This window comes from Psychrobacter sp. GW64-MNA-CIBAN-0177 (assembly GCF_040309585.1).
In the GTDB taxonomy this organism is placed as follows: domain Bacteria; phylum Pseudomonadota; class Gammaproteobacteria; order Pseudomonadales; family Moraxellaceae; genus Psychrobacter; species Psychrobacter okhotskensis.
This window is the reverse complement of record NZ_JBEOOY010000002.1, coordinates 36,833-61,512: the sequence shown is the minus strand read 5'-3', so window position 1 is coordinate 61,512 and position 24,680 is coordinate 36,833. Positions and strand designations below refer to the sequence as shown.

Annotated in this window: 20 protein-coding genes; 4 read left to right on the top strand and 16 right to left on the bottom strand. The window is 43.7% G+C overall.

The annotated features are described in order from the left end of the window. Positions 1 to 59: 59 nt before the first annotated feature. The 3 genes from AAEY79_RS01855 to AAEY79_RS01845 all read right to left on the bottom strand — a co-directional run bounded on the left by AAEY79_RS01855 (position 60) and on the right by AAEY79_RS01845 (position 3,821). Positions 60 to 1,262, bottom strand: a complete 1,203-nt coding sequence (locus tag AAEY79_RS01855) for a 3-oxoadipyl-CoA thiolase (protein ID WP_201575735.1) — start codon at positions 1,260 to 1,262, stop codon at positions 60 to 62. A gap of 61 nt (positions 1,263 to 1,323) precedes the next feature. Beyond that, positions 1,324 to 2,907 carry a 3-hydroxyacyl-CoA dehydrogenase gene (locus tag AAEY79_RS01850; RefSeq protein ID WP_201575767.1) on the bottom strand — a complete coding sequence of 528 codons (1,584 nt, stop codon included), beginning with the start codon at positions 2,905 to 2,907 and terminating at the stop codon, positions 1,324 to 1,326. Positions 2,908 to 3,044: 137 nt separating this feature from the next. Continuing rightward, complete coding sequence (locus tag AAEY79_RS01845; RefSeq protein WP_201566057.1) at positions 3,045 to 3,821, bottom strand: enoyl-CoA hydratase; 777 nt, start codon at positions 3,819 to 3,821, stop codon at positions 3,045 to 3,047. A gap of 315 nt (positions 3,822 to 4,136) precedes the next feature. Between AAEY79_RS01845 and AAEY79_RS01840 the strand changes: the two genes are divergently transcribed. The 3 genes from AAEY79_RS01840 (at position 4,137) to AAEY79_RS01830 (ending at position 7,920) form a co-directional block, all read left to right on the top strand. After that, positions 4,137 to 5,291: an acyl-CoA dehydrogenase family protein gene (locus AAEY79_RS01840; protein ID WP_173239897.1), complete on the top strand. Its 1,155-nt coding sequence runs from the start codon at positions 4,137 to 4,139 to the stop codon at positions 5,289 to 5,291. Positions 5,292 to 5,438: 147 nt separating this feature from the next. Next, the gene (locus tag AAEY79_RS01835) at positions 5,439 to 6,704 is read left to right on the top strand and encodes an MFS transporter (RefSeq protein ID WP_101212060.1); all 1,266 of its coding nucleotides are present in this window, start codon (positions 5,439 to 5,441) and stop codon (positions 6,702 to 6,704) included. A gap of 370 nt (positions 6,705 to 7,074) precedes the next feature. After that, complete coding sequence (locus tag AAEY79_RS01830) at positions 7,075 to 7,920, top strand: IclR family transcriptional regulator (protein WP_025650885.1); 846 nt, start codon at positions 7,075 to 7,077, stop codon at positions 7,918 to 7,920. Between the two features lie 62 nt (positions 7,921 to 7,982). Here the strand turns inward: AAEY79_RS01830 and AAEY79_RS01825 are convergent, their stop codons facing one another. The 10 genes from AAEY79_RS01825 to speB all read right to left on the bottom strand — a co-directional run bounded on the left by AAEY79_RS01825 (position 7,983) and on the right by speB (position 18,907). After that, positions 7,983 to 8,432: a biotin/lipoyl-containing protein gene (locus AAEY79_RS01825; RefSeq protein ID WP_352287012.1), complete on the bottom strand. Its 450-nt coding sequence runs from the start codon at positions 8,430 to 8,432 to the stop codon at positions 7,983 to 7,985. Positions 8,433 to 8,439: 7 nt separating this feature from the next. Further along, the gene (locus AAEY79_RS01820; RefSeq protein WP_201608539.1) at positions 8,440 to 9,627 is read right to left on the bottom strand and encodes an NRAMP family divalent metal transporter; all 1,188 of its coding nucleotides are present in this window, start codon (positions 9,625 to 9,627) and stop codon (positions 8,440 to 8,442) included. A 53-nt stretch (positions 9,628 to 9,680) separates the two neighbouring features. Next, on the bottom strand, positions 9,681 to 10,415 hold the full coding sequence (gene pxpA / locus AAEY79_RS01815) for a 5-oxoprolinase subunit PxpA (protein WP_025650882.1): 735 nt from the start codon (positions 10,413 to 10,415) through the stop codon (positions 9,681 to 9,683). Then, positions 10,405 to 11,325: a biotin-dependent carboxyltransferase family protein gene (locus tag AAEY79_RS01810; RefSeq protein WP_025650881.1), complete on the bottom strand. Its 921-nt coding sequence runs from the start codon at positions 11,323 to 11,325 to the stop codon at positions 10,405 to 10,407. Before AAEY79_RS01810 ends, pxpA begins: the two co-directional genes overlap by 11 nt. Before the next feature lie 49 nt (positions 11,326 to 11,374). Beyond that, complete coding sequence (gene pxpB, locus AAEY79_RS01805) at positions 11,375 to 12,028, bottom strand: 5-oxoprolinase subunit PxpB (protein WP_201566056.1); 654 nt, start codon at positions 12,026 to 12,028, stop codon at positions 11,375 to 11,377. Positions 12,029 to 12,097: 69 nt separating this feature from the next. Then, the gene (accC, locus tag AAEY79_RS01800) at positions 12,098 to 13,444 is read right to left on the bottom strand and encodes an acetyl-CoA carboxylase biotin carboxylase subunit (protein WP_201566055.1); all 1,347 of its coding nucleotides are present in this window, start codon (positions 13,442 to 13,444) and stop codon (positions 12,098 to 12,100) included. A 60-nt stretch (positions 13,445 to 13,504) separates the two neighbouring features. Further along, positions 13,505 to 14,026: an acetyl-CoA carboxylase biotin carboxyl carrier protein gene (accB, locus tag AAEY79_RS01795; RefSeq protein ID WP_025650878.1), complete on the bottom strand. Its 522-nt coding sequence runs from the start codon at positions 14,024 to 14,026 to the stop codon at positions 13,505 to 13,507. Between the two features lie 387 nt (positions 14,027 to 14,413). Continuing rightward, positions 14,414 to 15,820, bottom strand: a complete 1,407-nt coding sequence (locus AAEY79_RS01790; protein WP_201575721.1) for a YjiH family protein — start codon at positions 15,818 to 15,820, stop codon at positions 14,414 to 14,416. A gap of 279 nt (positions 15,821 to 16,099) precedes the next feature. Then, entirely contained in the window at positions 16,100 to 17,821 is a 1,722-nt protein-coding gene (locus tag AAEY79_RS01785) for a 5-guanidino-2-oxopentanoate decarboxylase (protein WP_350587827.1), read from the bottom strand. 117 nt (positions 17,822 to 17,938) lie between these two features. Continuing rightward, positions 17,939 to 18,907 (bottom strand): agmatinase, encoded by a 969-nt coding sequence (speB, locus tag AAEY79_RS01780; protein ID WP_201584031.1) that lies wholly within the window; start codon positions 18,905 to 18,907, stop codon positions 17,939 to 17,941. Between the two features lie 213 nt (positions 18,908 to 19,120). Between speB and AAEY79_RS01775 the strand changes: the two genes are divergently transcribed. Then, on the top strand, positions 19,121 to 20,041 hold the full coding sequence (locus tag AAEY79_RS01775; protein WP_201566051.1) for a LysR family transcriptional regulator: 921 nt from the start codon (positions 19,121 to 19,123) through the stop codon (positions 20,039 to 20,041). A 155-nt stretch (positions 20,042 to 20,196) separates the two neighbouring features. On the opposite strand, the gene AAEY79_RS01770 is transcribed toward AAEY79_RS01775, so the two are convergent. From AAEY79_RS01770 to AAEY79_RS01760, 3 genes are all read right to left on the bottom strand, one after another. Continuing rightward, a complete protein-coding gene (locus AAEY79_RS01770; protein WP_201566050.1) occupies positions 20,197 to 21,987 on the bottom strand; it encodes a potassium/proton antiporter in 1,791 nt (596 codons plus the stop codon). A gap of 308 nt (positions 21,988 to 22,295) precedes the next feature. Continuing rightward, positions 22,296 to 22,685, bottom strand: coding sequence for a GlpM family protein (locus AAEY79_RS01765; protein ID WP_227687547.1), 390 nt, complete (start codon positions 22,683 to 22,685; stop codon positions 22,296 to 22,298). Between the two features lie 143 nt (positions 22,686 to 22,828). Further along, on the bottom strand, positions 22,829 to 24,499 hold the full coding sequence (locus tag AAEY79_RS01760) for an alpha-keto acid decarboxylase family protein (protein ID WP_025650871.1): 1,671 nt from the start codon (positions 24,497 to 24,499) through the stop codon (positions 22,829 to 22,831). Between the last annotated feature and the right edge of the window lie 181 nt (positions 24,500 to 24,680).

Sequence of the window (24,680 nt, the reverse complement as noted above, 5' to 3'; positions counted from 1 at the left end):
GAAGGGCAAGGCAAGCGAGGTTAACGTTGTCACTCTTTTACAGTGGATTAACGAAAGAATTAAACTCGTTCTATTACCATGGCAAGCCCTTGCCCAATGCCAATGCACAAGCTGACCACTGCGTATTTTTCGCCCGTACGCTGTAGCTCGCGCGCTGTGCTCAATGCAAGTCTTGCCCCTGATGCACCCAGCGGATGTCCGACAGCGATCGCCCCACCATTGGGGTTGACACGCTTGTCATCAAAATCAATATCTAAACCTTTTAGACAGCCGAGTACTTGCGAGGCAAAGGCTTCATTAATCTCAATGATGGACATGTCATCAAGGGTCAAGTCAGCACGTTTTAGTGCCAATTTGATGGCCTCAACAGGTCCTACGCCCATAATATTAGGCTCAACACCCATAGCACCAGATGACAGAATCTTGGCAATAGGCTTAAAGCCTAATTTTTCTTCTGCCTGCTTTGAGCCAATAATTAAAGCCGCTGCGCCATCATTAATACCTGACGCATTACCTGCTGTGACGACACCTTCATTGTTTAAAGGTTTAAGTTTTTGTAGCGCTTCCACAGTAGATGTGGCGCGAGGATGCTCATCTTCTGTTATCGCCTTTTCTGGTAATTTTCTACCTTGCGACACCATGATTGGTGTTATTTCATCATCAAAGAACCCAGCTTGCTTTGCCGCTTGGTATTTAGCTTGTGAGGCTGCTGCGAATTTGTCTGCTTGCTCGCGAGTGATACCATATTTGCGGGCGACATTATCACCCGTTTGCGGCATGCTGTCGCTGCCAAACTCTTTAGTCAAAAGTGGATTGGGAAAGCGGCTGCCAATAGTTGTATCGAATACTTTAAATTCACGACTAAAAGGCTGCTCTGTCTTAGCAAACACAAAGGGTGCGCGGGTCATTGACTCAACGCCACCTGCTAAAAATATATCCCCCTCATTACAAGTAATTGCGCGAGCGGCATCAATGACAGTAGATAACCCTGAAGCACATAAACGGTTGACGGTTTGACCGGGGGTTTTGACATCTAGTCCTGCTAGCAATGCAGCATTACGAGCGATGTTGCGTGAGTCCTCACCGGCCTGATTGGTGTTACCGATCAGCACTTCATCAAAAATATCGTTAGGCAGTTGATGCTTTTCGATCAGAGTCTTCATCACTGTGGCGATTAAGTCATCAGGACGCACGGTTGCTAATGCTCCACCATGGCGACCAAAAGGGCTTCTTAATCCGTCATAAATATAGGCATCTAACATAACTGTTCCTTGTTGTGTTTTGAGAATTTGAATTATAGGGTTTATTAAATTGGTCTAGCTCTTAACGTTGACAATTGCTCTGTTGAGTAAACAATGAGACGCCTAACTTGGCACGGCGCTGTAACCATGGGCTTGGACGGTAACGCGGATCACCCGTTAACCCATAAATACGTTCTAAGATAAGTAAAATACGCTCGGCACCAAGCTCGTCCCCCCATGAGATAGGGCCATACGGATAACCCAATCCAAGCTTAACGGCATTGTCGATATCTTTTGGTGTGGCAATACCTTGCATCGCAATATCGCAACCTAAATTAATGACCATAGTAACGACTCGCTGCGCCACAAAACCAGTGCTTTCAGTAATCAGCGTGGCATCGACAGCCATATTTGAGCCCTCATCCGAGCTTTTACCAAACTTATTATTTCTAGAAAATAGAGCATAAGCTTGCGCCACAAAATTATCCTCTGTAACGATACTTGGCATGAGAGTACGATGCTGGGATAAGTCAGTCAGCATATCAATGGCGACCGCTTGCTTTGGATTAACTTGATAGCGAATAGCCGCATTGGTGGTATCTTCGCCATAAATTGCCAGTAATATTAAACTGTCAGGATTTGGCTGATCATTATCGTCGATAGTGATGTCATTAGCGTTTAGATGATCAATCAGCTGTTGTTTATCTTCTGCTAAATCTGCGCCAATCCAAACTGAGAGGTTGGAGGTATCGGAATCTGTCTTATAAGGTAATTGTTGATTTGTATTTGATGTCACTTTTTGACCGTCTTTGTACTGGTAGAAGCCTTCACCAACTTTACGACCAAGCTTGTTACCCGTTAGCATTTGACGGGTCAAAGGATGCGGACGATAGCGAGGCTCAAAGTAATATTGGTTATAAATCGACTCCATCACTGGATGCGAGACATCGATACCAGTGAGATCCAGTAGCTCAAACGGCCCCATTCGAAAGCCAGCGCCATCACGTAAAATACGATCTATATCCTCAAAACTAGCAACGCCCTCGCCTAATATTTTCAACGCTTCTGTGCCATAAGCTCTACCGCCATGATTGACAATAAACCCTGGAGTATCTTTTGCAACGACCCCTAAATGTCCCATGCGTTTGGCTAGAGTTGTAAGCGTTTCTACTACTGAAGATTTGGTAGAGAGTCCCGGAATCACTTCAACGATTTTCATTAAGGGTACTGGATTAAAGAAGTGAAATCCTGCCACGCGCTCTGGATGCTCACAATCGGAGGCTATCGCCGTCACCGCTAGCGATGAGGTATTGGTTGCCAAAATCGTCTCGGCAGGGACAATGCCTTCTAGCTGCTTAAACAGCTGTTTTTTTATGTCTAAATTTTCAATGATTGCTTCAATAACGACATCAACATCGGCAATTTTGGCTATATCTTCGATCACGGTTAGATTCGATAAAGTAGACTGTAGCTGCTCATCGGTGAATTTGCCTTTAGCCGCTAGCTTCTCTAACATAGCTTGAAGCGATTGACGTCCCTGCTCAGCAGCGCCTGCTTTGGCATCAAATAACAGCACTTGAATGTCTGCTTGGGCGGCGATTTGGGCAATACCCATACCCATAATACCGGTGCCAATAATGGCCAATGATTTAACAGTCATAATAATCCTTTATATGGTCTTGTTAATTTATATGCTCTTATTGAATAGTCTCGTTTTCAAAGTATATGTGCTGTTTCTTTCTATGCTTTGAGAAATTTACGCTTTGAGAAATCTATGTCTCGGAAAGTCTATGCTTTGACAAGCTACTGACCTTTATAATTCGCGTCACGCTTTTCTAAAAAGGCTTTCGCGCCTTCCTTTTGATCTTCGGTATCAAATAAAATCTGAAAGGCTTTACGCTCCAAAGCTAAGGCAGCTTGTAGCGGCATATCTACCCCGAGATTGGCGACTTCTTTAATTTGGGTTAGAGCAATCGGTGAATACCCTGCGAGTTGTTCAGCGATTTCAATAGCACGATTAATAGTCGCCTCATCTTCGACCACTTCAGAGACCAGCCCCATTTGATCCGCTGCATCAGCGCTTATCATGTCGCCTGTTAGTATCAGCTTCATGGCTTTATGTTTGCCAATCACGCGAAACAAACGCTGCGTACCTCCTGCACCGGGCATCAGTCCGATTTTGATTTCTGGTTGTCCAAACTTAGCAGACTTGCCAGCGACGATGATGTCGGCATGCATAGCAAGCTCACAGCCACCGCCAAGGGCATAGCCATTTACCGCCGCGATAATCGGCTTACGACAATTGGTGATAGCATCCCAATAACGCTCGCTATGACGGAGATACACATCAACCGTTTTGGCGGTTAAGAAATCATTGATGTCAGCACCAGCCGCAAACACCTTATCACCACCCGTCAGCACGATAGCTTTGGTCTTTGGGTCATCGTTTAATTTGATGAAAATCTCTGCCATTTTTTCGCGTAGTTCAGTGTTTAAAGCATTGCGAACCTTGGGACGATTCAGTCTTATCACACTAACGCCACTATCTAACGTTTCACAAATAATGATTTGCTCTTCCATGATGCTGTCCTTTAAGTAATGTCCTTAGGTAAACTGCCCACCCTTAAAACACCCTAACAATTATGATTATTAATATCGCATAGCGATATTCAGTACCAATATATACTGTTTATTTTCTTTTGTGAAGAGTAAAATCCAGTTAAATTGATAAATAATCAGTTCATTAATACCTTACTTCATTTATAAATACCGCATTGCGGTTTTTTAAACCAAAAGTATTGTAATTTAATAAACTATCGATTATGCTGTTTGTTCGAATTAACCATAAAGTCCCTATTAGCAATATTAGATATCATTTCAACAAGGAAGAACTACATGATTAGAGATAAGGAAGTACTCGACCATATTGTCCAAACCATTCGTCAATTTGTGAATAACCAACTCATACCGAAAGAAGATTGGGTGGCAGAAAATGACCGCCTACCAGAAGAGATTATTAGTCAAATGCGTGAGTTGGGTCTATTTGGACTGACCATTCCCGAAGAGTACGGCGGGCTTGGCGTTACAATGGAAGAAGAGGTCACACTGGCATTTGAGTTAGGGCGCACCTCACCGGCTTTTCGCTCATTAATAGGCACTAATAATGGTATTGGTTCTTCTGGCCTTGTCATCGATGGTACTGAAGCACAAAAACAAAAATATCTACCAAGGCTCGCCAGTGGTGAAATTATTGGCTCTTTTTGCTTGACCGAACCTGAGTCAGGCTCCGATGCCGCATCGCTGCGAACCACTGCAATTAAAGACGGCGATACTTACGTACTCAACGGCACCAAGCGTTATATCACCAATGCCCCTCAAGCCGGTATATTTACTGTGATGGCACGCACTGACCCCGAAAACAAAAGATCGGGCGGTATTTCAGCATTCATCGTTGAGAGCGACACCCCTGGTATTACACTTGGTAAAATCGACAAAAAAATGGGGCAAAAAGGCGCACATACTTGTGATGTCATTTTTGATAACTGCGTCGTACCTGTTGATGCGTTGATCGGCGGTGTAGAAGGCGTAGGTTTTAAAACCGCCATGAAGGTTCTGGATAAAGGCCGCTTACATATCGCTGCAGCGAGTACAGGCGCAGCCACTCGCATGTTAGATGACGCGCTACGCTATGCCGTCGAGCGTAAACAGTTTGGTCAACCCATTGCCAATTTTCAGCTGATTCAAGCGATGCTTGCTGACTCAAAAGCAGAGATTTATGCGGCCAAATCGATGGTATTAGATGCTTCACGCTTGCGCGATGATGGCAAAGATGTCGTTACCGAGTCGTCATGTGCCAAGATGTTTGCCACCGAAATGTGTGGCCGTGTTGCTGATAGAGCCGTGCAAATTCATGGCGGTGCTGGTTATATTGCCGATTATGGCATTGAACGTTTTTATCGTGATGTGCGCTTATATCGTTTGTATGAAGGCACGACCCAAATCCAGCAGATCATTATTGCCCGCAATATGATTAAAGAAGTTAGCGAGTAGTTGTCATTTATTTGAATGCTATTTATTTGATTATTAAAAGGTATTTACATTATCAAAGCATATCGAGGTATTTGCTAGGACGCAGATATCTGGTTTATGTCGCTGTTACCATAAAATTTCTTTCTCACAACAATAAGGATATACATTGTGAAAAGTGCTGCTATAACGTCAACTCCAAGCTCAAGCTCTATCCAAAAGCAACCTTGGAAATTGGCCTTCTTTTTTTGTTTTCTAGTGCTGTTATGTGATGGGGCTGATATTGGGATTCTCGCCTTTACCCTGTCAAGTCTCAAGCTAGAGTTTGGATTGACCAATATACAAGCGGGTGCTTTGGGCAGTTGGTCGTTATTTGGCATGGCCATCGGTGGATTTTTCGGTGGCTGGGCCTGTGATCGTTTTGGCCGGGTACGTGTTATCGTGATTGCGACAGCGATGTTCTCTGTGTTATCTGGTTTTAGTGGCTTTGTACAGAGCTACGAGCAGTTTGTAGCATTGCGATTCACCGCTTGCTTGGGTCTTGGCAGTTTATATATTGCCACTAACACCCTGATGTCTGAAATGGTACCTACCAAACATCGAACGACGGTACTTGCAGCACTGATGACAGGTTTTACGTTAGGGTCTTTAGTGATCACAAGCATTTCGGCTTGGATTATTCCTACCTATGGTTGGCGTACCTTATATCTCTTAACATTCTTACCTATCATTCTCTCGATATCGATGTATTTCCTTATCCCTGAACCAAATTCTTGGAAAGAGGCTCGTGCTCTCAAACTTAGTGGTACGAAAAACTCACTCACAAAACCTGAAAACCCTTATAAAGCCATCTTTGAAAATCCAAAACATCGCATCATGTTCATTTTATGGTCCATGAGTTCAGGGCTATTACTATTTGGTTATTTCGGTGTAAGTAACTGGCTACCGTCTTATCTAGAAACTGAACTGGGTATCAAGTTTAAGGAGATGGCACTATATATGGCGGGTACTTACTTGACGATGATGTTTGCTAAAGTCGTGGCAGGTTTAGTGGCTGATAGAATTGGTCGCAAAATAGTATTTGCCTTCGGCACTATGGGCACAGCGCTATTTATTCCAGTGTTAGTCTATATGCATACTCCAGAGAACATCGGTTGGTTAATGATAACCTTTGGTTTCTTATACGGCATCCCTTATGCGATCAATGCCACTTACTTGACGGAAAGCTTTCCTACCGCTATTCGAGGTACGGCCATTGGCGGTGCGTTCAATATCGGACGACTGGGCTCAGTTATTGCACCAGTTGCCATTGGTTATATGGCTATGCAAAACTCTATCGGCGCAGGTCTGTTACTTATGGCAGGCGCGTATTTCTTATGTGGTCTTATTCCAACGTTGTTCATCAAAGAACAGCAATATGATCCACAAAAGGCGTGATACTTTTAAGTCCATATATACCGCATAGCGAAATACTTTATATTTATAATAGCTATGTTAATAATTTCAATGTACATTAATAGAGTGTTATCAGAAGCGGTATACTACTATTAGCGTACAACTATTGGCTTGCAAAGTACTAGGGCGTGTCTTCATTTCAAAAATGGTGATAAAAATGAGATAAATTGCCGTCAAACAAGAAAAATAGTGCAGATAATATCGGGATATTAACCAGCTATTTGACGATGTTTGGCAAAATTTAGCCATTTTTAGCCCATTTAGATGACTATCGAGTGAATTGAAGACACGCCCTAAAAGTAGTGGATTCTATGCTATTTAAATCAATTTAACTAAGAGCAACAAATCGTATATGACAACTAATATCCTTGCTGATGAAGACTCTAATAAATCAACACATATTGAGCTGTTAGAGCCGATTAGTGACATGAGAGATAAAAACGATAGGCAGTTCATTACCGCTTTGGCACGCGGGCTAGAGCTGCTGCGTTGTTTTACCCCGCAGCGCCCTTATCTGGGTAATCAAGACTTAAGCCAATTAACTGGGCTGCCTAAAGGGACAATTACGCGTCTGACTTATACTCTTGTGAAGTTAGGATATCTAAAGCAATCGACCAACAGTAGTAAATATCAGCTTTCTGCCGGTGTCTTAGGGTTTGGCTATACGATGATGGCGAATATCTCTATCAACAATTTAGTCACCCCCTATATGGAAGAACTGGCAGATTATGCCAATAGTGCGGTCGCTATGGCAACCCGTGATCGCCTGAGGATGGTATATCTCAATGTCGTACAAGGGTCTGGGACGACTACCATGAGACGTAATGTCGGCTCATACCTACCCATTCATTTAAGCTCAATGGGACGTGCGTGTTTAGCCAGTATGCCCGCTGCTGAGCAAGAATTTATCCTTGATGCCATCCGTAGTAAGTATAAAGATGATTGGCTGAAAATTAGACGCGGACTGGATAAAGCCTTTAGAGATTATGACGACTATGGTTATTGCTTTTCGATTAGTGAATGGCAAAAAGACGTCAATGCTGTCGCCACTGCCATCATGCATCCAACTGAGGGCTTACTGACTTTTAATTGCGGCGCACCTAGTTTTGTTCTTAGTCGTACTAAACTAGAAGAAGACATTGCCCCGCGTCTACTGCATATGAAGAATAATATTGAGAGTAATATGTATATTAGCTAAAGCATGTAAGCCATACTTCACATGCTAAGCTCGCCTAATCATCGATGATCCTAACGATCATTTTAATATAATTCCAAAGCTAAAATAGACTGCCCGTATTCAACACCTTGCCCATCCTCAACCAATATATCGCTCACAACCCCTTCTTTGTCACTGACCACAGGTAGCAGTCGAGTCAACTCTTCAATAAAGCAAATCGTTTGACCTTTTTCAATATGATCGCCCTTGCTCACTAAAGGATCAATTGCCCCATCTTCACTTAAATAAACCCGTCCAACATGCGTCGCGCGCACCTTCGGTAGATTATTTTTAATGGCGCTACCATTTTGATCTGCACTGTTTTTATCCGTACTATCTTGAACAGCCTTTGTTTTTACGGGGCTGGCAGTCTTCTGCTGGTTTATGTTATTAACTACGGTAATTGACTGCCCGTTATCTTCAATCGTTACTTTATACAATCGGCTGCTTTCAACGAGTTTAACCACCCGCGCCACTTGTTCTATATCCATCATAAACTCCTTAACTGATACCAAGATATTGAGCGATAGTCATCACGCTTAGAATACTCATCGCAATAGCAATCAACCAACCAAAGACAGCAATCCAAATAGGGTGTTTATAATTGCCGACGATATTTTTTCTATAGGCCGCAATAAGTATAATCACCATAGCGATAGGTAGTACTAAGCCATTTAACGTCCCGACTAATACAAGTACTTGAGCTGGCTTGCCGATAGTGGCAAAGACGAATGTCGAGATGACAATAAAACCAATAATAAAATAGCGCTTATGGGTCTCGATAAAGGGATGAAAATTGGTCATAAAAGATACGGAAGTATACGCAGCGCCAATAACAGAGGTCACTGAGGCCGCCCAAATCACCATACCAAAAACAACTTTACCAGTATTGCCTAGGATATACTGAAAAGGCGACATTGCTGGATTTGAGGGGTCTAACGCGATACCTTTGGAGACCACGCCCAAGACAGCAAGGAATAAGAAGACGCGAATAACAGAGGCAATCAAAATGCCAGAGACCGAGCTTCTGGTCACAGAGTCTAGGTTTTCTTCTCCGCTGACGCCTGCTTCTAACAAGCGATGAGCACCAGAGAAAGTAATATAACCACCAACCGTACCGCCTACTAAGGTTACGATCGCTACCGCATCTATCTTATCAGGCATAATGGTTTTGGTAACTGCTTCAGCTAATGGTGGATCAGACTTAAACATTACATAGATAATTAACACAATTAAAATAAAGCCCATTAGCTGAGTGAACTTATCCATGATAGGGCCGGTTTCGCGGCCTAGAAATATAGCAACAGCGATTACCCCACTGATCAGTGCGCCAGTAATGGGTGAGATATTGAACATCGACTGCATACCAAGACCAGCGCCGCCAATATTACCGATATTAAATGCTAAGCCTCCAGCAATAATCAGGAAAGCGAGCAAATAACCCACTCCAGGAAATACCAAGTTAGCAATTTCCTGCGCGCGCTTTTTGGATACGGCTACTACTCGCCAAACGTTAAGCTGGACGCCAATATCCATGACAATAGAGATTAAAATAACAAAACCAAAGCTTGCCATCAAGCTTTCGGTAAAAGTAGCAGTTTGTGTCAAAAATCCTGGCCCTACTGCTGAGGTTGCCATCAAAAAAGCGGCACCTAAAATAGCTGTATTGTGTTTTTTTAAGGTACTCATAAACATCCTTGTTTTATACAGAGTAGGTCGTTCAAGTTATTATTAATCTAATATTAAGCTGATATCTCAATACCTTTTAGCTCAAGCTGCTTTTTTATTTCTTGAGCAAAAAGAATGGCGTGTTCGCCGTCGCCATGTAAGCAGACGCTTTGGGCATCTACCGGCACTTTTTCACCGCATACACTGGTTACAAACCCTTCAGTAATCATTTGTAGCACATGATTGGTCGCTTCATCCGTGTCCGTTATTAGGGCATTGTCTTTGCTACGCGAGACTAGCGAGCCATCCTTCTCATAGTTCCTATCAGCGAATACTTCAGATATCACCTCTAGACCATGATTTTTTGCTGACTTGACCAGATAGCCACCCGACAAACCCATCACTTTTAAATTGGAATCGAAATTCTTAATTTCACTGACCAGAATATCTGCTAATGATTCATTGGCAGCGGCTTGGTTATATAAAGCGCCATGCGGTTTAACATACTCTAACGGCACACCAACCAAGTCGCAAAGCGCTTTGGTTGCTCCCAACTGATACCGCATTAAGGCACGATAGCCTTCTTCGTCTAAAACTTGATCGGTACGACCAAAGTTCTCTCTATCGTCTAGACTGGGATGGGCCCCTACCCTGACGTTATTTTCTTTTGCCAACTGTAAGGTGATTAGCATCTCGGCATAAGAACCGGCATGTAATCCACAGCACACGTTAGCCGAACTTACTATGGTCATCAGCTTCTCATCTTGTCCGCAGCCTTCGGCAACGTCGGCATTTAAATCAACTTTCATGGGCGTACTCCTTAATTTGCTCGATATAGTATTGTCTTTTTTGCTGCTCACGCAATGCTTGCTCTACCTCTATGATGACAAATTGACAAGTTTTACCAAACCGAATTTGCGCCATGAGCCCTATATCAGCGTTAATTACCGTCGCAATTTTAGGATAGCCACCCGTCGTTTGGGCATCAGCCATCAGAACAATCGGCTGCCCTTGCGGCGGTACTTGAATCATGCCAATATCGACACCGTGCGAGCTCATTTGCGTAGCTTCATTAAACTCAAGTGCGGTACCATCCAAGCGATAGCCCATACGGTTGCTACTGCTTTGTAGTTGCCATTGCTGTGATTCAAACGCGGCTTTTGAGGCAGAGGTAAAGTACTCATACTCACTGTTTTTTATTACTCTAATCCTATTGGTTGGCTCAAGGCGAGCCACTCCTATAACCCGTAAGCTTGAGGATGTTCTCACTTTTAGAACATCATCTGCTTTAAGGTATCTACCTTTAAAACCGCCAAAACTGGCTTTTAGATTGGTGCTGGACGATTGTAGGACTGGCTCGATATCAAAGCCGCCATGTACACACAGATAGGTATACATACCTTGTAATGGACGCAGCAGTTTAAGCGTTTGCCCTGCCTGCGCATTAATACGCCAATAGCAAGGAATACGCTTATCATCTATATATGCCTCGTAGAGCGCACCCGTTAAACAAAAACTGACGTCCTCTTCAAACTGTATCGTGAGACTACCGACCGCTATTTCGATAGCAGGCTCGTTAAGGTCGTTCTTTAACAACGCATTTCCCGCTTGCAAAGCCCAGCTATCCATTACCCCACTTCTATCCACGCCCATGCTTCGATAGCCAAATCGTCCCGAGTCTTGGATGCTAGCAAGCGCACTAGTGGTTAAAATCTTCATTGATAGCCCCTATTTATTGGTATGAGCAGATACCTGATTTAAAGGTGTTTTATTCATAAATATCAATAGCGGTAAATTTCAAGGTATCGCCTGCGTTAAGCAAAGTAGGAGACGCTTTTGTTAAATCAAATAAAGGTATATCAGTTTGGCCTAACAGCTGCCAACCACCTGGGGATTCAAAAGGATAGACACCGGTTTGTTCACCACCGATGCCGACCGAACCTGCAGGCACTTTCGTTCTTGGGGTCGCATGTCTTGGAAAATATAAGGATTCAGATAAGCCGCCAAGATAAGGAAATCCGGGCTGAAAACCAATGAAATAAATCGTATAAGTCGCCTCGGTGTGTAAATTAACAACCGCTTCAACGGAGAGACCCAGTTCAGTGGCCAGTGTTTTTAAATCAGGGCCATATTTGCCGCCATAATGTACGGGAATATCCACATGCTTACCGTTTATGGTTTTTGAAGGAATGTCATCAAGTAGAGCTGATAGTTTATCTTTAAACGCTTCAAGCTCCACCCATGTTAAGGAGACGGTGAAGACACTTAGTGTATTCATGCCGATGACGACTTCTAAGACTTCTGGCATTTGCTGTATGCTGTCGGCGAGCGCCCAGCACTGTTGCTGCTTCTCTAACGTTATAGGTTTAGGGAAAAACAAAGTTAGATTGGTCTCACTGCATAGCTGCCATTGTAATTCCATTAGCACACGCTCCGTTATCTTTGTCTTTCATGTCGGCTTCAGATCTATTTTTAGATATTAAAACTTAACTTAGATATTCTCTTTTATCCATTCGGTTAGATAATGAATACTCACTTGACCCTGACGAAACGCTTCATCTTTAAACAGTCGCTCGTGCAGGCTGATATTGGTATCAATGCCTGTAATTTGCGCTTCTGATAAGGCTGCTTGCATCTTCTTAATCGCCGCTTCCCTTGAATGGTCATACACGCATATTTTCGCGATTAAACTGTCATAAGAGGGCGGAACGGTATAGTTCGACTCGATATGGCTATCAACTCGAATACCGAGCCCTGCTGGCATATGACAGTAATCTATACGGCCAGCATTAGGCAAAAACGTATTCGGATTTTCAGCGTTAATACGGCACTCAAAAGCGTGTCCAGTGATAACGATATCACTTTGTTTATGTGATAGCTCTAACCCTGCGGCCACTCGTATTTGTTCTTGAACGATGTCGACCCCAGTAACCATCTCGGTAATAGGATGCTCAACCTGAACACGAGTGTTCATCTCGATAAAAAAGAACTCGTCGTTTTCGTATAAAAACTCAAACGTACCCGCCCCTCTATATTTCATTTGCTGACAGGCAGTCGCGCAAGCTTGACCTATCTGTTGTCTTTGTTCGTCAGTAATACCTGGCGCTGGCGCTTCCTCTATTACTTTTTGGTGGCGGCGCTGCATAGAGCAGTCGCGCTCACCTAGATAGATAGCATTGCCATGGGCATCAGACAATACTTGGATTTCGATATGGCGCGGCGCTTGTAGGTATTTTTCGAGATAAACAATAGCACTACCAAAATTGGCTTTGGCTTCTGTCTGCGTCATAGAAATAGCGGATAATAAATCGGCCTCTTGTTCCACGACTCGCATACCGCGGCCACCACCGCCGCTTGCTGCTTTAATAATGACGGGATAGCCAACATCACTTGCAATCTTGATTATCTGATCGCTATCTGCGGGCAAAGCACCTTCGGAGCCAGGTACACAAGGCACACTCGCGGCAATCATTTGCTTTTTAGCAGCGACCTTGTCTCCCATCTGTCTAATATTATCTGCGGTCGGCCCGATAAAAACGAGACCCGACTTTTCAATCAAATCCGCAAATTCAGCATTTTCGGACAAAAACCCATAGCCTGGGTGGATGGCGTCGGCATTGGTCATTTTTGCCGCAGAGACAATCGCTCTTTGATTTAAGTAGCTGTGTGTCGCATTAGCAGGCCCAATACATATGCTCTCATCGGCTAAACGTACGGGTAACGAGTCTCTATCCGACTCCGAATGGGCTATGACTGATCCGATACCCAACTGTTTGCAAGCTCGCACAATGCGTAAGGCAATCTCGCCACGGTTAGCAATTAAGATTTTTGAGAACATGTCGGTCTTCCTAAGCTGATATTCCTAAAAAGTATAGTACGTAAGCAATGTACACTAATCTTAGCTGGCTGGTTCAATGACAAACAAGGCCTGTCCATATTCTACGACATCACCTTCATCAACTAATGCCTCTTTAATAGTGCATGGAAACTCAGCTTTGACCTCGTGCATCATTTTCATAGCCTCAATAATACATAGCGTCTGTCCTTTGTCTACCGTACCCCCTACTTTAACAAACTCGTCAGCTGTAGGCTCTGAGCGTCGATAAAAAGTGCCTAGCATGGGTGCTGTTACTTGTTTTTGGGCGTCTTCATTTGCCTCTTTTTTATTGAGAACTGCGTCATCATTACCAACATCGTTTTGATTGCTCTCAGCGCTTATATTCGCTCGCTGTTTTGAGCCGGAAGTGCTAGCAAGATTGCGCTTATTGTTATTGTTGTTGTCACCACTGATACTCTCGTTGCCATCAGATCGGCATATTATAGAGATACGCGCGTCACCATCCGTTACTTCTAAGGAATTTATGTTAGAGCGTTCAGCTATCTTTATCAGCTTTTCGAGGTCAGGGAAGTTAATATTCATATTATTATCTAGTCCATTAGAGTGAAAAGAACACCATTATTTTATTTGACTATATTGCACTGCTTTATTTAATCGTAGCATATATTTTTTGTCAGATTTAGCTAAATAACCACAATCATCTTGCTATCAAACCTATTTAAAAACAGTCAATTCACTATAAAAAAATTACACTATTAAGCGTGCTTGAGTTATTACATATACATCGGCACTCAGTCACTTTTTATCTTTTTTAAATTGTATAAACTATAGCTTAACACCAGTCAAAAGTTATTATTTACAACCACTAAAAATTGGTTAAGCCTATGTAGAAGTAGAATTAATCGCGTCAAACTTAGCCAAAATCATCAGTTATATCTGATAATTTTGACTAAGTATCAATATATCTAACTAGTATAAAAGATGGGCTACTGAGGTGATAATAACTAAGCTAATTAAAGTACGGAGAATGAAGATCATAAACAGCTCTAACACATTGAGCTTGATATTTGATTTCAAAATTAACGCCCCGACCTCAGACATATAAATAATCTGGGTAATAGAGGCCGCTCCAACGATAAATCGTGTCATCTCACTTTCAATGCTTTTACCAACCAACGCTGGTAGATACATATCAGCAAAGCCCATAATCATGGCAGGCGCAGCTTCTGCCGCTTCTGGAATCTTTAACAATTCAAGCACTGGCACGAGGGGCGCGGATATCCAATTAAATACCGGCGTGTACTCTGCTAGCCCCAGACCAATGGTGCCGATAGCGAAAATAACAGGGATTAAGCCGAAATAAATATCAAATAGATTCTTTACGCTATGCTTAAATACGCTCGCCAGACTGGGCATAGAGTGCGCACGCGTCACGGCACGATTGAGCGCCCACTGCGGCATACTATACTGCGCAGGAATCTCTTCATCTAGCATACATTTGCCAGAATGGTAAGTGTTGGCCTTTAATGACAATGGCGGGATACGTGGCATGATAATGGCCGCGACAAAACCGGTCAACGCGATGGTGAGATAAAAGAAGACAAAGTTATTGTCAACGCCAATAGTCTTGGCAACGACATACGTAAAGGCAATTGAGGTCACCGAAAAAGTCGTGGCAATAATCGCCGCTTCACGCTGGCTATAGTAGCTTTTGTCATACTCTTGCATGGTCACGAGCAAACCAATAGACGCCGCGCCAAACCAAGAAGACATCGCATCGACCGCTGAGCGTCCGGGCAGTTTAAACAGCTTGATAAATACCTTGCTCGATAGCGTCCCTAAAAATTCCATCAAGCCAAAATCGGTCAAAAACGGTAACGATAAGATGGCGAAAAAGAAGAGAGGAATCAAAATCGGAATCAAATCTTCAAAAATAACGCCGCCAGTATTACGATTAATAATAAACTCGGGGCCTACTTGTAAAAAGATCATCCAGATAAATACTGCGCCTAAAAAACGGGCGGCGAGCCATAACCATTCAACATCGAAGAGCTTCTTTAGCATCGAGTCTTGCTGCAAAGTAGGTCGTAGCAGCTTAATAGCAAGTGCACCGATAAAGGAGGTAGTAACAATCGCTAGGGCCACGTAAACCACATAGTCGCCTATCCAGCCTTGCAGCGCATCGGTCAATACCCCTAATAAAATAGTAACCTTGCCATCCCACTGGAATGGAATGATAAATAAGGCGATACCAAGGGCGGAAAATAACAGGAATTTCCACAATGCTGCTCGCCATTGTGTGCCCTCTGGTGTTTTTGGATCGACAGCATTGTTACCTAAAACTGGCTGCTGTGACTTACTAATATGACTCGTCATTTTATTCCTCCATGATAGGCGACGACCGCCAATGTTTCTTTCGCTTTTTGACCGATCCTTGGGTTGAGCGAATGAGTCGATTCAGTTTCTTATGGGTAAATTTCTGATGGTTCGGTTTTTCAATCTCTCAAATAAATAAATAGCGATACCGTATCATCGATACCGTATTTAACAATGAGTTTTTTATCTGCCTCTTTATGTCCTTCATTCAGCACACTTTAATATAGCCAGCCTCACTATTGTTAGTGTTCTTACTATTAATGTCACTGCCTTTAACCTTTAACTAAAACAACTAAAACTCTTACCCATTTCGGTTAGAAATGCATCAGATTCATCAACTTCATAAATAATAGGTTGCTTGCCTTTAATATCTTCTTTCAATGCATCTAGCAGTTGCTGTTTGGCTGTAATTCTACGATAACCAACACCAAAGCCTGCGGCTAATGGCTCAAAATTCGGCGTCTTAATATTAACCCCGATCAGTGGCAACCCGCCCTCCTCCATATAACGACGAATCTCGCCATAGCCTTGGTTATTCCACAGCAGGACAATTAACGGCAGCTCAAGCTCAGCGGCGCAGATGAGCTCGGCAATCGTAAACTGAATACCACCGTCGCCAATCAAGCTAACCACCGGACTGTTTGAGCCAATCATAGCCCCAATTGCAGCAGGCAAACCATAGCCTAACGTGCCAAATCCAGTCGATGAGTTAAACCATCGACGCGTTGCCAACGCTTCAAAGCCAAGGTTGCCGCTATAGACAGGCTGGGTCGAATCACCAACAAAGATAACGTCTTCTACCTCATCCCGAATCAGCTGCAGCAGCGCATTTTGACCCGCAAAATCTGGTGTCATGTTTTCTATAAGTGACTGTTTTGCATCAGCTACTCGCGCTACTGCTTGATGGTTTAACGCCTGATCCTCTAAACGGCTACACAGCCCACTGATAGCCACTTGCGCATCGGATAATACGGCGATATCGGCTCTAAAAGGACGCTGCAATTGCTGAGCATCGCAGTCAATGCGAATCAGCGTGCCATTGATTTTAAACTCACCATTAAAGAACACGTCATAATCAGTCTCACCCAGCTCAGTGCCAATGGCTAATACTAAATCAGCCTCGCTAATAACAGCACGGCCGGTATCTAATGACTGATTGCTACCCAAACTCAACGGATGATTAGGTGGTAGCAACCCTTTAGCATTGATGGTCAAAAAAGTCGGTGCATCGATAAGCTCTGCCAGTTTTTGTGCATCATGGTCGACATCAACACAGCCACCACCATAAAGAATCACGGGATTCTTTGCGGCTTTCAAAGTTTCAACAATCAAATCTAATTGCGCAGGATTGGGCAGCGGTCGCATCACTTGCGGAAAGGTCAAGCCATTCGTATTATCTTGACCTTTTGCAATATGACTCAAGCTAGGAGGCTTGGCGACATGACTGGCATCGGCGGTAATCACATCAATAGGTAGCTGGATATGCACGGGGCCCGGACGCGCGCCATTAAACAAAGCAAAAGCTTCAGCGATGACTTTCGGTAATGCTTCAGGCTGCCAGATGGTTTTGCTGGTGAGCGCTACCTTACTAACCATGCCTTGTTGGTCATGCAATTCATGCAAGTGCCCTTCACCGCTACCCGTATCTTTTACCTTATTGACACTAGAGATTACCAGCATTGGGATAGAGTCAGCCAAGGCTTGCGCCATAGCAGTCATGATGTTGGTCATACCGGGGCCAGTAATGATAAAGCAGACGCCAACTTTGCCAGACGCACGGTAATAGCCATCAGCCATAAACCCAGCACCTTGCTCGTGACGCGGTGTCACGTGGCGAATACTGGTACTCGGTAGACCTCGATATAGCTCGACCGTATGGACACCCGGAATACCAAATACGGTCTCTACCCCATAATACTCTAGCCATTGCACGAGCAGCTCACCGCAGGTTAGAGACGGCGTGGCTGGTGCTGAAGCAGGCGTTTGCATCGTTTGCGTCATGAGTTAATCATCCTAAAATATTTAATTATTATTTAAAGAAATCGTTAAATCTAATATAAAAACCAATACCACCCTATTAACAAAGGATGAATTTGGCGAAAAGATAACGAATGATGATTAATAGATCGCTTTGACTTTATCGTCGTAGCGGACGCCCGGCAAGATACACAGCATCTCAAACAATAAGTTCGCGGCTAATACAGAGGTGTTACCAAATGGGTCGTACGGTGGTGACACTTCTACTAAATCACCTCCGACGACATCAAGGCCACGCATACCGCGAATAATCTCGATACCTTGCGTCGAGGTTAAGCCACCGATTTCAGCCGTGCCCGTACCCGGTGCAAATGCAGGATCAATACCATCGATATCGAAACTTAGATAAACAGGACCATCGCCTAACTTTTCACGCACTTCTGCCATCAATGGCGTCAGTGACTTATACCAACATTCCTCAGCAGGTACCACGCGAAAGCCTTGCTGGGTTGACCAATCAAACTCTTCAGCACTATATCCAGTGCCACGCAGACCGATCTGCACCACACGATTGCCATCGATGAGGTTCTCTTCGACAGCACGGCGAAATGGCGTACCATGAGCGATTTTTTCACCGAACATCTCATCATTGATATCTGCATGCGCATCAATATGTACCATACCGACAGGGCCATGTTTTTTGGCGAGTGCACGCAGAATAGGCAAAGCAATGGTATGATCGCCGCCCAATGTCAATGGGATAGCACCATGATTCACGACTTTTTCTGTATAGAACTTTTCGATGATATCGATACTTTTTAAGAGATTGAAGGTATTGATAGGTACGTCGCCGATATCAGCGACTTGTAAAGACTCAAAGGGTGCCGCGCGAGTGGCAACGTTATAAGGGCGAATCATGCGTGATTCATCGCGAATCTGGCGAGGGCCCAATCTGGCACCGCTACGGTTTGACGCCCCAATATCCATAGGTACACCAACGAAAGCCACGTCTAATCCTGCTGCATCAGCCTGAGTTGGCAGGCGCATCATAGAAGCAAAACCGCCAAATCTTGGCATGTCGTTGCCGCTCAATGGTTGATTGAATTTCATAATTCACATCCTTGTTTTATGTCGTCGAAATAGACAATTTGTTATATATCAATTTTTATATGACTCTGACAATACCTAAATATCGGTAGGCAGACCATGGTAAAATTCAGAAGTAAACTTCTATTTTTTCGTAGTAAGTTAGATTTAATCGTTATTATTAGAAGTTTTATAAAAGTTTTGGTCAAGACAATAGATACGGGAACATAACTTTCGATGTTAGATGAATTGATAAAAATAGACATCAAAACCTTGCGTAGCTTTATGGCAATCGTGGAGTGTCAAGGCGTGACCGCCGCTCAGTCGCGCTTAAATGTGACGCCCTCTGTTATTAGTGGACATTTAACCCATTTAGAAGATCGCTTGGGTATGACGCTTTGTCATCGTGGCCGCGCGGGTTTTAAGCTGACAGAAGATGGCGCTGCGGTTTACGAGGCTTGCTTGAGTTTTACTGAAGCGGTGGCCAGCTTTCAGCATCAACTGCACTATATTCGCCAATTAGATTCGGTGCGTGGCGGTCATATCCGACTGTGTCTCATTGACCAGATGCCGACGTTTTTTTATGACGCCTTGCGCCAATGCTTGGCTGCTAGCTATCGTGACAATCCACTCATTCATTTTTCTATCGATGTGCAAAGCCCTGAAAGCATGCTGGAGAAGCTGCTGAGTAACGAGAGTGATATTGGCGTGGGTTATTTTGGTAGTTTTCCACCATTACTCACTTTTCAGCCAGCATTTATTGAAAGACAGGTCGTCTGCTGCGGACGCGAGCATAAACTGTTTTATGACTCAGAAAACTTAAGCTTTGAGGACTTGGAACAAAACCATCCATGGATAAAACGAGGGTATATTACTGATATGAGCATCAATCATGTCCGCCCCAAGACGTTAAGCGCTACCACTTATCATATGGAGGCAACCGCGCAGCTGATTTTGGCAGGTCATCATGTTGGCTATTTGCCACGCGATCTAGCAATGCGCTATGAAGAGATGGGGCTGATGAAAATACTACTGCCTGATGAGGCAAGCTATGAAGTGAAGCATCACTGGGCATACCGAGAAAACCTACACAAACATGTGGCAGATTTTTTGAATAAAATGATAAATTTGTTGTCAGAGAATTATTCTAAAGCGTAATTTATCAGCAGATTTTGCTACTCGGATTCTCAGTGTTTCTTAATCACAGTGTCCTAATAGCTGGTGCATTGTCTTGTATTGAAAGTAATGCCTTTAAAGACAAGGCTTTATCTTACTGTTTTGATCATCAGCTGTTAACAATTTGCGACAAAATTTTAGGCGGTCGCTGCTTGGTCTTGGTACTTTAGACCAATGGTTCTTAGCTTCCCTTTGTCATCGACTTCCTTAATAACCAATGACCATTCATCGCTTATCACAACAGTATCGCCTGACACTGGCGCAGTACCTAAGTGTGATTTCACGTACTCGGCCACCGTCTGCTCCCACATGTTTTTTGCGCTGTCTTCATCGGACGTTTTAAGTGTTTTTACCAATGTCTCAGACGCCATAATTCCTGTAAAAAACGGCAAGTCTCCAAGCTTGACACTCGGTGATAGCAACCAATCGCCATAGAAGTCATCGATAGCTTTGCGATCCAATGTCGTGTCATTAAAAATCTTAGCGATTTTGCTCGCGTGATTACCTCTCATGGCATACCAGACACTATCGCCGAATTTTAGCTTTGTGTTGTCATTGACTACTACGATTTGCTGATTACGGACTAGCGCAAAGACACTGATTTCATCTGGATTGATGCCTTTAGAGATACCCATAGGATGACGCCCAATGGCAAATGCACCTGACTTTGCCTCAAACTCATATAGCGTGATACTGGCCTTATCGGATACCCAGACCTCGTGCTCCTCTTTTGGGTCTTTATTGGTTGGAATACGTACTTTAAATAGATTGGCCATCGTCGGGATAGTTGTGCCTTGCAAAATCAATGATAAGACCACGACACCAAAGGCAATATCAAACAGCATAAAGGCATTATCTATACCAGCCATAACAGGTAAAATTGCCAAAGTAATAGGCACTGCACCGCGTAAACCAACCCAAGAGATAAACCCGATCTCTCTGTCTTTAAATTTGAAAGGTTTGACACTGGTATAGACGGCAATAGGACGCGCGACAAAGATCATAAAGAGCGCGATTGCAACCGAATAATGCCAGACATTGAGGACGTTTGACGGAGTGACCAGCAGTCCTAATACCACAAACAGCACCGCCTGAGACAGCCAAGCAAAGCTGTCCATCACTCGCATGACATGCTCAGTCGAGCGCACTTTATGGTTACCGATTAACACACCAGTGAGGTATACCGCCAAAAATCCACTGCCGCCAATGAGATTGGTCGCGGCGAACACAGCCAAGCCAGCGGAGAGGATTAAAATGGCGTACATGCCTTCTGCCAAATGTACCTTGGGCAATAATCGGGATAAGAAATAACCGAATAACAAGCCCATCCCTAGCCCAAAGCTCAGCTGCTGTAGCAATAAAACTAAAAAGCCAGACACTGTCTGACCAGCAGGATCAACATTTAGGGCAATCAAACCAGTGACTAATAAAATAGCCAAAGGATCGTTGGCACCAGACTCAAGTTCAAGCGTGGCTTGTACACGGTCGTTAAGCTTGACACCGCCATTACGTAATAGAGAAAATACTGCTGCCGCATCGGTTGAGCCGACAATCGCTGCCATCAGCAAACCAAAGCGCCAATCGACATCGAGCAGCCAAGTGACAAATACACCTAGCACCATGACCGTGACCAACACGCCCCACGTGGCCAGCGTAATCGCAGGCTTTAGACCCACTCGGAACGATTTAAAGGAAGTGCGTAAACCACCATCTAGCAAGATACAGGCTAAGGCTGCCTGCCCAACGAAATTGGCTAGCGCATATTGAGAGAACTCAATACCCAAGATACCCTGCTCGCCTGCCAACATACCCACTATCAAAAACAGCAACAATAATGGTACGCCTAAGCGCGCCGATAATGTACTCGCCATGATACTGGCGAAAATTAATATCGCGCCTACCAAGTAGAGGATATTTAAGGTATCCATTTTTTAAGCCCTATTTTGTCGTTGTCGTGATTGTATTTGTGGTTATATTTATGATGAGTGGGATATTACTTGATTCAAAAAAAACTTACGTTGTCGCACTGTCAGTAGATATCACACCAGATAAGCGCCTATCAGCGATGGTCAATCGACCACTGCCAAGCGTAACATCTACTATCAAATTTTATAAAAGATATTTTAGCCAAATCATATCCGTTTATAGATGAAAGCTGTCTGTACTACCTCATGTAAACGTCAACTTTTATTCAACGATAATTGTCATCTGTATCAGCTAATCTAAGCCTGAATGCTTAAGCTTGAATGTATTGCCATGTCAGTACTAAGATAGCCGCGGCTATCATCCAAGCGACGACGCCCAATAGTAAAGCCTTATATAAGCTCATATAGCCAATACTGAAAAACACCACAAAAGTATAAATAAGATGCGGGATGACACCAAGCATACTAAATATCAATGCCACTCTTAGATCCGCGGCACTACGCTCAGTACCAACGATGAAATGACTGATCAGGGTAAATGTAGGGAATAGCGGTGCCAATGCCGCCAGATAGAAGAATTTGGTCTGCGCAAATAATTGAATGAGCAAAACCATCAAAGCGCCAATAAGCATTTTTAGCCAAATCACGACGGGGTCATCTCCTATGGAATGATAAGGGCTGGAAATAACCCAATCTACCATGATACTAAAGTCTGCAAACCGACATAAGAGCAATAACTGATTAATTAATCTATAGGATAAAAAAGTGCAAGAAGCCCCATTTAGCAACATTGCTAGATGGGGCTTCTTGCACTTTTTTATGAAGCGAGTTTTTTATTAATTACTCAATCATTTTTTGGCTTCAGCGCGGCACTGATGTCGGCCAGTAGTGGCGGGATATCATGCTTACCAGCGATGACTTCCAACATAACCAGCTTGTCTTTGGCGGCAGCTGCTTGCTTGAGAGCTGCTTTTAACTCACCCGCTGTCTCTGCTTTTAGTAGCAGACTATTATCATCAGTAGCACCAAACGCTTTTGGCATCAGCTGCCAGTCACATTTAGGGATGTCGTTATAATACTGATTTTCACCATGAATCGCCCGCTCAACGGTATAGCCGTCATTATTAATCAGTACAATCACAGGATTGACCCGCTCTTGAATCATGACCGCAATCTCTTGAATGGTTAATAATGCCGAGCCATCACCAATCAGCAAAATACTACGCTTATGCGGCGATGCAATGGCCGCGCCTAAACTCGCCGGCAAAGTATAACCGATAGAACCCCACATAGGCTGTCCATAAGACGTCACGCCTTCTGGCAGACGCACATCACTGATACCAAAATAGGCAGTACCTTGTTCAGAAAACACCAAGTTTTTATCATCAAGCGCATCAGCGATGATATGCCATAAGTCATCTTGACGGATAGCCTCATCATCCTTGCCATGTTGCTCATGCGGCTTTACCTCTTCACAGAACTGCTTTGGCACAATGTTAATATCTGAAGTCATCACCTCATGCAATGTTTTTAGAGCATCTTTTAGGGCAATGGGTGCAAAGTTTCTGCCTGCGATACTTGCACGCTCATAATGCAGGTCAACCACCACATTTTCATCAATATTTTGGCTAAAACCCGCTGTCGTCGTATCCGTATACTGCACGCCAATCTTAATCAAACATTCACAGTTTTCGACCATATCCTTAACGACGGGACGCGATGCCACGCCTGCATAAGTCCCTGCCCAACGATCACTGTTTTCGTCAAGCAAAGTTTTGCCCCACGATAGCGTCGTATAAGGAATATTGGTATCGGCAAGCAACGCTTTTAACTGCTTTTGCAGCCCTAAACGATGCACCATCAAGTCTGCCATAAGCGTGGTGGTTTTGTTTGGCAGAAATTCTATTAGCGCTTGCTTAAAATCATCTAACGCCGCTTGACTGGTGATATCTTCTTCACTATCGACAAGTTTGGTCGTTGGCGGATAAATTGGCGTTTTTGCAACATCTGGTGATAACAGTAAATAACCGGGACGATGCTTTTTAAGAATCAGACGAATAACCCGATCAATCTCAGAAGCAGCATTTTCAGGTGTAATGTGCGCGCGCGCCACAGTCACCGGCTCGACCATTTTAATAAAATGGTTAAATACCCCGTCACCCAAAGTATGGTGAATCCGGCGTTTGGAATCTTGCAATGCTGTGCTTGGTGCGCCGACCACATGCAATACCGGTGCATACTCTGCAAACGAGCCTGCCGTTGCATTAATCGCTGACAGCTCACCGACGCCAAAAGTCGTTACCATAGCGGCAAAACCACGCTCACGTGCATAGCCGTCAGCTGCGTAGCCTGCATTCAACTCATTGGTGTTACCCACCCAGCGCAATTTATCAGAAGCGATAACATTGTCTAAAAATGTTAAATTAAAATCACCGGGCACACCAAATATTTCAGTGGCACCCGCTTCAGCGATTCGATCAAACAAATAATCAGCGATGGTATATTGTTGACTCATTTCTTATCCTTTGACTTATCATTCTAAGTATTGTTGGTTTTTAATTTGATTATGACTAACTATAAAGTACATCCCAGCTTATTTATTTAATGCAAAGCTTTTGGAATGCATATTATAAGAAACTGTTATAACATACATTTATGGCCAGATAACATACCTGTCTTACTAACTTTTACTTTTT

Bases quoted from the DNA above. Each gene is read 5' to 3' on its own strand.
- AAEY79_RS01855 (WP_201575735.1), bottom strand. From the start codon at position 1,262: ATGTTAGATGCCTATATTTATGACGGATTAAGAAGCCCTTTTGGTCGC.
- AAEY79_RS01845 (WP_201566057.1), bottom strand. From the start codon at position 3,821: ATGGAAGAGCAAATCATTATTTGTGAAACGTTAGATAGTGGCGTTAGT.
- AAEY79_RS01840 (WP_173239897.1), top strand. From the start codon at position 4,137: ATGATTAGAGATAAGGAAGTACTCGACCATATTGTCCAAACCATTCGT.
- AAEY79_RS01830 (WP_025650885.1), top strand. From the start codon at position 7,075: ATGACAACTAATATCCTTGCTGATGAAGACTCTAATAAATCAACACAT.
- AAEY79_RS01825 (WP_352287012.1), bottom strand. From the start codon at position 8,432: ATGATGGATATAGAACAAGTGGCGCGGGTGGTTAAACTCGTTGAAAGC.
- AAEY79_RS01820 (WP_201608539.1), bottom strand. From the start codon at position 9,627: ATGAGTACCTTAAAAAAACACAATACAGCTATTTTAGGTGCCGCTTTT.
- pxpA (WP_025650882.1), bottom strand. From the start codon at position 10,415: ATGAAAGTTGATTTAAATGCCGACGTTGCCGAAGGCTGCGGACAAGAT.
- AAEY79_RS01810 (WP_025650881.1), bottom strand. From the start codon at position 11,325: ATGAAGATTTTAACCACTAGTGCGCTTGCTAGCATCCAAGACTCGGGA.
- pxpB (WP_201566056.1), bottom strand. From the start codon at position 12,028: ATGGAATTACAATGGCAGCTATGCAGTGAGACCAATCTAACTTTGTTT.
- accC (WP_201566055.1), bottom strand. From the start codon at position 13,444: ATGTTCTCAAAAATCTTAATTGCTAACCGTGGCGAGATTGCCTTACGC.
- accB (WP_025650878.1), bottom strand. From the start codon at position 14,026: ATGAATATTAACTTCCCTGACCTCGAAAAGCTGATAAAGATAGCTGAA.
- AAEY79_RS01790 (WP_201575721.1), bottom strand. From the start codon at position 15,820: ATGACGAGTCATATTAGTAAGTCACAGCAGCCAGTTTTAGGTAACAAT.
- AAEY79_RS01785 (WP_350587827.1), bottom strand. From the start codon at position 17,821: ATGACGCAAACGATGCAAACGCCTGCTTCAGCACCAGCCACGCCGTCT.
- speB (WP_201584031.1), bottom strand. From the start codon at position 18,907: ATGAAATTCAATCAACCATTGAGCGGCAACGACATGCCAAGATTTGGC.
- AAEY79_RS01775 (WP_201566051.1), top strand. From the start codon at position 19,121: ATGTTAGATGAATTGATAAAAATAGACATCAAAACCTTGCGTAGCTTT.
- AAEY79_RS01770 (WP_201566050.1), bottom strand. From the start codon at position 21,987: ATGGATACCTTAAATATCCTCTACTTGGTAGGCGCGATATTAATTTTC.
- AAEY79_RS01765 (WP_227687547.1), bottom strand. From the start codon at position 22,685: ATGGTAGATTGGGTTATTTCCAGCCCTTATCATTCCATAGGAGATGAC.
- AAEY79_RS01760 (WP_025650871.1), bottom strand. From the start codon at position 24,499: ATGAGTCAACAATATACCATCGCTGATTATTTGTTTGATCGAATCGCT.